Below are 9,212 nucleotides of genomic sequence, written 5' to 3'. Positions count from 1 at the left end.
GGCTTCCGCACCAGTGGCGTGGACTGGAATTCCCTGGCCAAGAAACGCCGTTCGGACGAGCGGTGGACCGCCGAACACGCCGATCTGGCGGCGAGCCTGCAGGCAGTTCTGGAAGAGGTGCTGCTGGAGCTCGCTCGCTGGCTGCGCGCGGAAACCGGCAGCACCAAGCTCGCGCTGGCCGGCGGGGTCGCGCTGAACTGCGTGGCCAACACCCGGTTGTGGCGCGAGAGCGGGTTCGACGAGGTGTGGGTGCAACCGGCCGCCGGCGACGCCGGGACCGCCCTGGGATCGGCGTTGGCCGGCGCGCAGCAACTCGGTGAGCCGGCCGCCGCGATGCCCGGCGCGGACCTGGGGCGGCAGTGGAGCGACGCCGAGATCGAAGCAGCGCTGCAGACGGCGAAGCTGCCCTACGACCGGCCCGCCGACATCGCCGAGGCGGCCGCGCGGGCACTGGCCGCCGACGGGATCGTCGCCTGGTTCCAGGGCCGCAGCGAGTACGGCCCGCGGGCGCTCGGGCACCGGTCGCTGATGGCGCATCCCGGCCGGGCCGCGAACCTGGAACGGCTCAACGACGTCAAGGGCCGGGAGCAGTTCCGCCCGGTTGCCCCGATGGTGCTTGCCTCGCGGGCGGCCGAGCTGTTCAGCGGCGGGCCGATCCCGTCGCCGTACATGCTGTTCGTCCACCAGGTGGCCGAAGAATGGCGGTCGCGGATCCCGGCCGTGGTGCACGTCGACGGAACGGCCCGCATCCAGACCGTCGACCCGGCCACCGAGCCGCTGGTCGCCCGGCTGCTGGACGGGTTCTGCCGCCGCACCGGGCTGCCGGTGGTCGTCAACACCAGCCTCAACACCGCCGGCCGGCCGATGGTGGACTCACCTCGCGACGCGCTGGAGTGTTTCGGCTCCACCCCGGTCGATATGCTGGCGATCGGCCCGTTCGCGGTCCGCCGGGACCAGCTCGCATCGCCCTATGTATTGCCGCAATTGGGATTGCCGAACCTGGGATTGCCGGACCTGGGATTGCCGCAATGAACATTGCCGCAATGAGCATTGCCACAATGAGTGCTGGGCCGAGCTATGCGGTGGTGATTCCGACCATCGGGCGTCCCTCGCTCTCGACGCTGCTGTCCAGCCTCGCGGACTCCGCGGCCACGACCGGCCGGCTGATGCCGCCGGTGTACCTGGTGGACGACCGGCCGGGCCCGGCGGCTGAGCTGGAGCTGGCCGGGCTGGAGCTGGCCGGGCAGCGGGTGCCGGGCTGGTCGATCACGGTGCTGCGCAGCGGTGGCAAAGGCCCGGCTGCGGCCCGCAACACCGGCTGGCGGCACTGCGACAGCGACTGGGTGGCCTTCCTCGACGACGACGTGCTGGTGGGTCCGACCTGGCTGGCCGACCTGGAGAAGGACCTCGCGGCCGCCCCGGCGGTGGCCGGCGGAGTCCAGGGGCAGATCCAGGTGCCGCTGCCGCCCGACCGCCGGCCGCGGGACTGGGAGCGCGGCACCGCCGGCCTGGCCACCGCTGCCTGGATCACCGCGGACCTGGCCTACCGCCGGTCGGCACTGATCGACTGTGGCGGCTTCGACGAGCGGTTCCCGCGCGCCTTCCGGGAGGACTCGGATCTGGCGCTTCGGATGCTCGACCGGGGCTGGCAGCTGAGCCGGGGGAGCCGGCAGACGACGCATCCGGTCCGCCCGGCGGGCTGGTGGGCCAGCGTCCGCCAGCAGCGCGGCAACGCCGACGACGTGCTGATGCGCCGGTTGCACGGGCCGCAGTGGCGCCGCCGGGCCGCCGCGCCCCTGGGCCGGCGTCCCCAGCACCTGCTCAGCACCGCCTCCGGGCTGCTCGCCCTGGCCGCCGCGGCCACCGGTCACCGGCGCCCGGCCGCACTGGCCGGGCTGGTGTGGGCCGGCAACACCGCCGAGTTCAGCTGGCGCCGGATCGCGCCGGGCCCGCGCGATCGGGCCGAGGTGCTGCGGATGATCAGCACCAGCATCGCGATCCCGCCGGCGGCCAGCTGGTACTGGTTACGGGCGCTGGCCGACCGGCGTACCGCGCCGGCCGGCCCTTCCCGGGCAGCTGACCGGCCCGCCGCGGTGCTGCTGGACCGGGACGGCACCCTGGTGCGCGACGTGCCCTACAACGGCGATCCGGCGGCGGTCTCGCCGATGCCCGGGGCTCGCCGGGCGCTGGACCGGCTGCGAGCGGCCGGCATTCCGGTGGCAGTGATCACCAACCAGTCCGGAATCGGGCGCGGGTTGCTCACCGCTGCCCAGGTCGAGGCGGTCAACGCCCGGATCGAGGCGCTGCTGGGACCGTTCGACGGCTGGTTCGTCTGCCCGCACACCGACGAGGCCGGCTGCGAGTGCCGCAAACCGGCGCCCGGACTGATCCGGCAGGCGGCCGCCGAGCTGGGGGTGCCGGCCGCCCGCTGCGTGGTGATCGGTGACATCGGATCGGACGTCCGCTCGGCGGTCGCGGCCGGTGCCGCCTCGATCCTGGTGCCGACCGAGCAGACCCGGCACGCGGAGGTCGCCGCCGCGCCGCTGCACGCCGCCGATCTGGCCGAGGCGGTCGATCTCGTCCTGGCCGGCCTGCGGTGAGCCGCCGGCTGCTGGTGGTTCGCCTGGACAGCATGGGCGACGTGCTGGTGTCGGGCCCGGCGATCCGGGCGGTAGCCGCCGCCGCGGACCATCTGACGCTGTTGACCGGACCGCTGGGGGAGGCGGCCGGGCGGTTGTTGCCGGGCGTCGACGAGGTGCTGGTGTGGTCCTGCCCCTGGATCGCGAACCCCGCGCCGCAGGTGTCACCCGCGGAGGTCGGCGAACTGGTCGAACGGCTGGTGCGGCTGCGGCTGGATGAGGCCGTGATCCTCACCTCGTTCCACCAGTCGCCGCTGCCGACGGCGCTGCTGCTGCGGCTGGCCGGAGTGCCCCGGGTCGTGGCCAGCAGCGAGGACTATCCCGGCTCGCTGCTGGACCTGCGGCTGCCGGTCGCAGGTGACGGGCCCGAACCGGAGCGGATGCTGGCGACCGTGCGGTCGGCCGGCTTCGAACTGCCGCCCGGCGACGACGGCAAGCTCGCCGTCCGGCTGCCACCTGGAGCCGCCCGGTTGCCACCCGAGGCCGACCGGTTGCCACCCGAGGCCGCCTGGCTGCCACCCGGAGCTACCCGGCTGCCACCCGGAGCCGCCCGGCACTCGGCGATGCCTGTGTCCATGCCGGAATCCCCCTATCTGGTAATGCATCCGGGCGTCACAGCGGCGGCCCGCGCCTACCCGGCCGAGCGGTGGGCCGAGACGGTCCGGTTGCTGAGCGAAGCGGGTTGGCCGGTGCTGGTCACCGGTTCGAAGTCCGAACGCGAGCTCACCGCGGGCATCGTCGCGGCAGCGCGCGCGGGCCTGCCGGCGCGGGAGGGCCAGCCGCCCGTGCTGGACTTGGCCGGCGCCCTGGACCTGGCTGAGCTGGCCCGGCTGCTGGCCGGTGCGCACGCGGTGCTGGTCGCCAACACCGGCCCCGCGCATCTGGCGGCGGCGGTCGGCACGCCGGTGGTGTCGCTGTTCTCACCCGTGGTGCCCGCCGCGCGCTGGGCACCGTACGGCGTGCCGGTGGTCCTGCTGGGAGATCAGCACGCGGCCTGCCGGGACACCCGCCGAACCACCTGCCCGGTGCCGGGTCACCCGTGCCTGACCGGCGTCGAGCCGATCACGGTACTGCGGGCTGTCGAAGATCTGATCAGACAGCAGACAGCACCTCCACTGGCGGTGACCGGATGAGGATCCTGCTCTGGCATGTGCACGGCAGTTGGACGACCGCGTTCGTGCAGGGCAGCCATGACTACGTCGTCCCGGTACTGCCCGACCGGGGTCCGGACGGCGTGGGCCGCGCTCGCACCTGGTCATGGCCGGCCTCGGTCACCGAGGTTCCGCCCGCGGCGCTGCGCGAGCAGGACTTCGACGTGGTGCTGCTGCAGCGCCCGCACGAGCTGGACCTGGTGCGCCGATGGCTCGGACGCGAACCAGGGCGCGAGCTGCCCGCGGTCTACCTCGAACACAACACACCTGAGGAAAAGCCCTGTATCCAGCGGCACATTCTCGCCGACCGGTCCGACATCGCACTGGTGCACGTGACCTATTTCAACGAGCTGTTCTGGGACAACGGGCGCGCCCCGACCACCGTCATCGAGCACGGCATCATCGATCCGGGTGCCCGCTACACCGGCGAGCTGAGCCGGGCCGCGGTGGTCGTGAACGAGCCTGGCCGGCGCGACCGGATCGTCGGGGCGGACCTGGTCAGCAGGTTCCTCCCGGTGGCGCCGGTGGATGTCTTCGGCATGCAGGCGAAGCAGTTCGCCGTCGCCCAGGCACAATCCGCGGGCGTCCCGCCGGACCGTCTCGTCGGCTACGAGCAGGAGGTCCCTACCCAGGATCGGATGCACACCGAGCTGGCCCGGCGACGGGCCTACCTGCACCTCACCCGGTGGACCTCACTCGGCCTCACCCTGATCGAAGCGATGCAGTTGGGGATGCCGGTGCTGGCCCTGGCCACCACCGAGGCGGTGGCGGCTGTGCCCCCGGCCGCCGGTGAAATCAGCACCGATGTGCGGCGGCTGGTGCAACGGCTGCGGACCTTTCTCGCCGAACCGGAACTGGCCCGCGCCTGTGGCCTGGCGGCTCGGGCCGCCGCGCTCGACCGCTACGGGCTCAAGAGATTCCTGGCCGACTGGGACGTACTGCTGGACGGGATCCTTCGATGAGAGATGGGGCGAGCGGATGAAGATCGCGATGGTCTCTGAACATGCGAGCCCGCTGGCCTGCCTGGGCGGGGTGGACGCCGGTGGCCAGAACGTGCACGTGGCGGCGTTGTCGGCCGCGCTGGCCCGGCGCGGGCACCAGGTGGTGGTCTACACCCGCCGGGACGACCCGAACGTGCCCAGGACGGTGCGGTTGCTGCCCGGGGTCCAGGTGGAGCACCTGAGCGCCGGCCCGGCCCGGCCGATCGGCAAGGACGAGCTGCTGCCGTTCATGGAGGATTTCGGTAACGAGCTTGCCCGGCAGGTGCGGCAGCAGCAACCGGACCTGCTGCACGCGCACTTCTGGATGAGTGGTCTGGCCTCGCTGCGGGCCGCCAGTGCCGCCGGGCTGCCCGTGGTGCAGACGTTTCACGCGCTGGGCAAGGTGAAACGCCGCTGGCAGGGAGGGTCGGACACCAGCCCACCGGAGCGGATCGGCGCGGAGCGGTTGATCGCGCGGACCGCGGACCTGGTGATCGCCACCTGCACCGACGAGGTCCGCGAGCTCCGGTCGATGGGCGTGTCCGATGGCCGGGTCGAGATCGTGCCCTGCGGGGTCGACCTGACGCTCTTCACCCCGTCCCGGACCCCGGTCGGCGCCGCGGCGCGCGGCAGTGGGAACCGGCCCGCCCGGTTGTTGATCCTGGGCCGGCTGGTACCCCGCAAGGGCGTCGCTGACGCGATCGCTGCGCTGGCCCAGGTACCTGGCGCGGAGTTGCTGGTGGCCGGCGGCCCAGCCCCGGACCAGCTGGCCACCGACTCCGAGGCCCAGCGGTTGCTGGCGCTGGCAGCCGCTCACGCAGTGGCTGACCGGGTCCGGCTGCTGGGCAGGCAGCCGCACACCGACCTGCCCGAGCTCATGCGCTCCTGCGACCTGCTGCTGGCGGTGCCCTGGTACGAACCGTTCGGCATCACCCCGCTGGAGGCGATGGCGGCCGGCCTGCCGGTCGTGGCCACCGCGGTCGGCGGCCTGCGCGACACCGTGCTCGACGGCATCACCGGGCGGCTGGTCCCGCCGCGGCGTCCGGACGTGCTGGCCCGGGTGCTGACCGAGCTGCTCGCCGACCCGCCTCGGCGGCTGGCGATGGCTCGAGCCGGCCGCGAACGGGTGCTGGCCCACTACGGCTGGAACTGCGTCGCCGAGCAGACCGAGGCCTGCTACGGCAGCGTCCTCGCGCAGCGGCGGCTGCCCCGCTCCCTGCCCGGACCGGCGACTGCCGGCCGGCTGACCGACGTGACCGCGGAGGTGGCGCGATGACCGAGCTGCTCAGTGCGACGGCCCAGGCCCGGGCGACGGCCACAGCCCATGTCCAGGCGCTGGCCCGGGCACTGGCCGAGTTCGGCCCGGCCACCGAGATCGCCACCGACTGGGGGATCAGGCTGGCCGGTGCGCTCAGCTCCGGATCGCGGTTGCTGGTCGCCGGCAACGGCGGCAGCGCGGCGCAGGCGCAGCATCTCAGCGCCGAGATCGTCGGCCGCTACGGCCCGGACCGGGCCCCGTTCTCCGCCGTCGCGCTGCACAGCGAACCCTCCGCGCTGACCGCCATCCTGAACGACTACGGCGTCGAGGAGGTCTTCGCCCGGCAGGTGCAGGCGCACGGCCGGCCCGGTGACGTCTGCGTGCTGATGTCGACCTCCGGACGCAGCCCGAACCTGGTCGCGGCGGCCGTCCGGGCTCGCGCCTGCGGGGTGCGCACCTGGGCGATGACCGGCCCGGTTCCCAACCCGCTGGCGGAGGTGGCCGAGGAGGTACTGCCGATCCGCAGCCCGGCCACCGCGACGGTGCAGGAACTGCACCTGGTGGCCCTGCACCTGGTCTGCGAGGCGATGGATGCCGAGCTGAGCCGGCAGGCGATGGCGGGGCTGGCCGAGGGCCAGGCAGCCCCATGGCAGCCGACGCCGTGACGGCGCCGCTGGTGGTGGTCGGTGACGTGATGCTCGACATCGACCTGATCGCCGAGTCGGCGCGGCTGTCGCCGGAAGCGCCGGTCCCGGTGCTGCACGATCCGGTCGAGCGCCGTCGCCCGGGCGGTGCGGCGCTGGCCGCGCTGCTGGCGGTGCGCGCGGTGGCGGGCCGGCGGCCGGTGGTGCTGGTGGCACCGGTGGCAACCGACGAAGCGGGGCGGCAGCTGCGCCGGCTGCTGGCCGGCCGCCTCGAACTGGTGGTGGTGCCCTGGACGGGCAGCACCCCGGTCAAGACCCGGCTGCGGGTGGCCGAGCATCCGGTCGCCCGGCTCGACCGCGGCGGTGATCCGGGACCGATCGGCCCGCTGCCCGAGCGCGCGCTGACGGCGCTGGCCTCGGCTGCCGCGGTGCTGGTGTCGGACTACGGCCGGGGCGTCACCGCCGATCCGGGAGTCCGTGCCGCGCTCGCGGCGGTGAACTGCCCGCTGGTCTGGGATCCGCACCCGCGCGGCGCCGAACCCGTCCCCGGGAGCACCCTGGTCACTCCCAACCTTGCCGAGCTGGCCGGCTTCGTGGCGATGGACGCCGGCGCCTCGTTGGCCGCCGTCCGGCGCGGCGCCCAGCAGCTGGCCCGGCAGTGGCAGGCCGGATCGGTGTGCGTGACGCTCGGCTCCCGCGGCGCCATGTTCTGCCTCGCCGACAACGCCCCGCACCTGATCGCGCCGGCTCAGGTCGGCACCGGCGACACCTGTGGCGCCGGGGACTGCTTCGCCGCCGCCGCCGCCGCGGGGCTGGCCGACGGCGTGCTGCCCAGCGAGGCGGTCGCGCTCGGCGTCGCCGCCGCCGGCCGGTTCGTGCAGGCCGGCGCGGCGGCCGGGTACCGCCTGGAATCGCCCGAGCCTGAATCGCCCGAGCCTGAGTCGCCCGAGCCTGAGTCGGCAAATGGCGAGGCAGCCGATCGCGAGGCAGCCGGTCGCGAGGCAGCCGATGGCGAGGCAGCCGATGGCGAGGTGGCCGGTGGCGAGGTGGCCGACCGCCCATCCGCCGACAGCCAAACCGCCGATGGCGGGCTGGACCAGCTGCTGGACGGCGTCCGGAGCCGGCGCGGCGTCGTGGTGGCCACCGGCGGGTGCTTCGACTTGCTGCATGCCGGCCACATCGCCACCCTGCAGGCCGCCCGGGCGGTCGGAGACTGTCTGGTGGTGTGCCTGAACTCCGATGCCTCGGTACGCCGGCTCAAGGGTCCGCAGCGGCCGCTGCAGCCGGCTGCCGACCGGGCCCGGGTGCTCGCCGCGCTGGAGTGCGTGGATGCCGTGGTGATCTTCGACGAGGACACCCCGGCCACCGTCCTTCGGCGGATCCGGCCCGACATCTGGGCCAAGGGCGGTGACTACTCGGGGGTGCCGCTGCCGGAATCGGCGGTGCTGGCCGAGTGGGGTGGCGAGGCGGTGACGGTTCCCTACCTGCAGGGTCGCTCGACGTCGGCGCTGGTGGAGCTCGCCAGCCATGCCGAGCTCGCCGCCGGCGGACCCGCGTTGTGAGCTCGCCGGACCGGCCGGTGGTCCTCGCGCTGCGCGCGCTGGGCCTCGGAGACTTTCTCACCGGGCTGCCGGCGCTCGGCCTGATCAAGGCGGCGCTGCCCGGCCACGAGGTGGTGCTGGCGGCCCCGGCGGTGTTCGCGCCGCTGGTTGCGCTGATCCCGTCGGTGGACCGGTTGCTGCCGGCGGCGGAACTGGCACCGATCAGCCCGGTGCCGGCAGGGCTGGACGTGGCGATCGACCTGCACGGCAACGGCCCGGCCAGCCGCCAACTGCTCAGCGCTCTCAGACCGCCGCAGCTGTACGGCTTCGCCGATCCGGCAGGCCGGGTGACCGGGCCGGGCTGGCTGGCCGGCGAGCACGAGGTGAGCCGATGGTGTCGACTGGTCCGCGAGGTGCTGCCGGTGCCGGTGCTGCCGGTGCCGGCCGGGAACTCGGCTGCGGGCTGCCAGGCGGTGGGATGCATGCGGCTGCCGCCGGTCGCGATGCCCGAGGGGCTCACGGTGCTGCATCCCGGTGCTGCCGCCCCGGCCCGGCGCTGGCCCGCGCGGCGGTTCGCGGCAGTGGCCGCGGTGCTGCGCAACCAGGGCCACCAGGTGGTGGTCACCGGCGGGCCGGCCGAGACCGCGCTGGCCAGGGCCGTCGCGGACGACGCGGGCGTGCCGGCCCTGCTCGGGCTCGGGTTGCCCGAGCTTGTCTCGCTGATCGGCCGGGCCCGGCTGGTGGTCTGCGGTGACACCGGTGTCGCGCACGTCGCCTCGAACTACCGCACCCCGTCGGTGCTGCTGTTCGGGCCGGTGTCGCCGGCGAGCTGGGGACCCCCGCCGGACGGGCCGCACCGGGTGCTCTGGCACGGGGACGGAACCGGCAACCCACACGGTGACCAGGTCGATCCGGCGCTGCTGGCGATCACCGTCGAGGAGGTACTCGACGCGGTGCACGAGCAGCTCGAGGACCGGGCGCCGGCCGGCTCCACGGGCC

General features: G+C 74.2%; 8 protein-coding genes. All 8 read left to right on the top strand.

Annotation, left to right across the window (positions count from 1 at the left end):
- Positions 1 to 1,032, top strand: a 1,032-nt coding sequence (locus tag VF542_RS08610; protein ID WP_408651290.1) for a carbamoyltransferase family protein, incomplete at its 5' end; no start/stop codon positions are given.
- Positions 1,033 to 1,058: 26 nt separating this feature from the next.
- Complete coding sequence (locus VF542_RS08605; protein WP_408651289.1) at positions 1,059 to 2,600, top strand: HAD-IIIA family hydrolase; 1,542 nt, start codon at positions 1,059 to 1,061, stop codon at positions 2,598 to 2,600.
- On the top strand, positions 2,597 to 3,772 hold the full coding sequence (locus VF542_RS08600; protein ID WP_408651288.1) for a glycosyltransferase family 9 protein: 1,176 nt from the start codon (positions 2,597 to 2,599) through the stop codon (positions 3,770 to 3,772). Before VF542_RS08605 ends, VF542_RS08600 begins: the two co-directional genes overlap by 4 nt.
- Positions 3,769 to 4,752, top strand: coding sequence for a glycosyltransferase (locus VF542_RS08595; RefSeq protein WP_408651287.1), 984 nt, complete (start codon positions 3,769 to 3,771; stop codon positions 4,750 to 4,752). The genes VF542_RS08600 and VF542_RS08595 overlap by 4 nt, the downstream gene beginning before the upstream one ends.
- 16 nt (positions 4,753 to 4,768) lie before the next feature.
- The gene (locus VF542_RS08590) at positions 4,769 to 6,046 is read left to right on the top strand and encodes a glycosyltransferase (RefSeq protein WP_408651286.1); all 1,278 of its coding nucleotides are present in this window, start codon (positions 4,769 to 4,771) and stop codon (positions 6,044 to 6,046) included.
- The gene (locus VF542_RS08585) at positions 6,043 to 6,693 is read left to right on the top strand and encodes a D-sedoheptulose-7-phosphate isomerase (protein WP_408651285.1); all 651 of its coding nucleotides are present in this window, start codon (positions 6,043 to 6,045) and stop codon (positions 6,691 to 6,693) included. The genes VF542_RS08590 and VF542_RS08585 overlap by 4 nt, the downstream gene beginning before the upstream one ends.
- Complete coding sequence (gene rfaE2, locus VF542_RS08580; RefSeq protein ID WP_408651284.1) at positions 6,675 to 8,234, top strand: D-glycero-beta-D-manno-heptose 1-phosphate adenylyltransferase; 1,560 nt, start codon at positions 6,675 to 6,677, stop codon at positions 8,232 to 8,234. Before VF542_RS08585 ends, rfaE2 begins: the two co-directional genes overlap by 19 nt.
- The coding region (locus VF542_RS08575) for a glycosyltransferase family 9 protein (protein WP_408651283.1) at positions 8,231 to 9,212 on the top strand (982 nt) is incomplete at its 3' end. The genes rfaE2 and VF542_RS08575, both read left to right, overlap by 4 nt.

Source organism: Jatrophihabitans sp., assembly GCF_036389215.1.
GTDB lineage: Bacteria > Actinomycetota > Actinomycetes > Mycobacteriales > Jatrophihabitantaceae > Jatrophihabitans_A.
This window is presented reverse-complemented; position numbering and strand designations above follow the sequence as displayed.

Excerpts from the sequence above, each read along its gene's own strand:
- rfaE2 (WP_408651284.1), top strand. The coding sequence starts at position 6,675 with ATGGCAGCCGACGCCGTGACGGCGCCGCTGGTGGTGGTCGGTGACGTG.
- VF542_RS08590 (WP_408651286.1), top strand. The coding sequence starts at position 4,769 with ATGAAGATCGCGATGGTCTCTGAACATGCGAGCCCGCTGGCCTGCCTG.
- VF542_RS08605 (WP_408651289.1), top strand. The coding sequence starts at position 1,059 with ATGAGTGCTGGGCCGAGCTATGCGGTGGTGATTCCGACCATCGGGCGT.
- VF542_RS08585 (WP_408651285.1), top strand. The coding sequence starts at position 6,043 with ATGACCGAGCTGCTCAGTGCGACGGCCCAGGCCCGGGCGACGGCCACA.
- VF542_RS08595 (WP_408651287.1), top strand. The coding sequence starts at position 3,769 with ATGAGGATCCTGCTCTGGCATGTGCACGGCAGTTGGACGACCGCGTTC.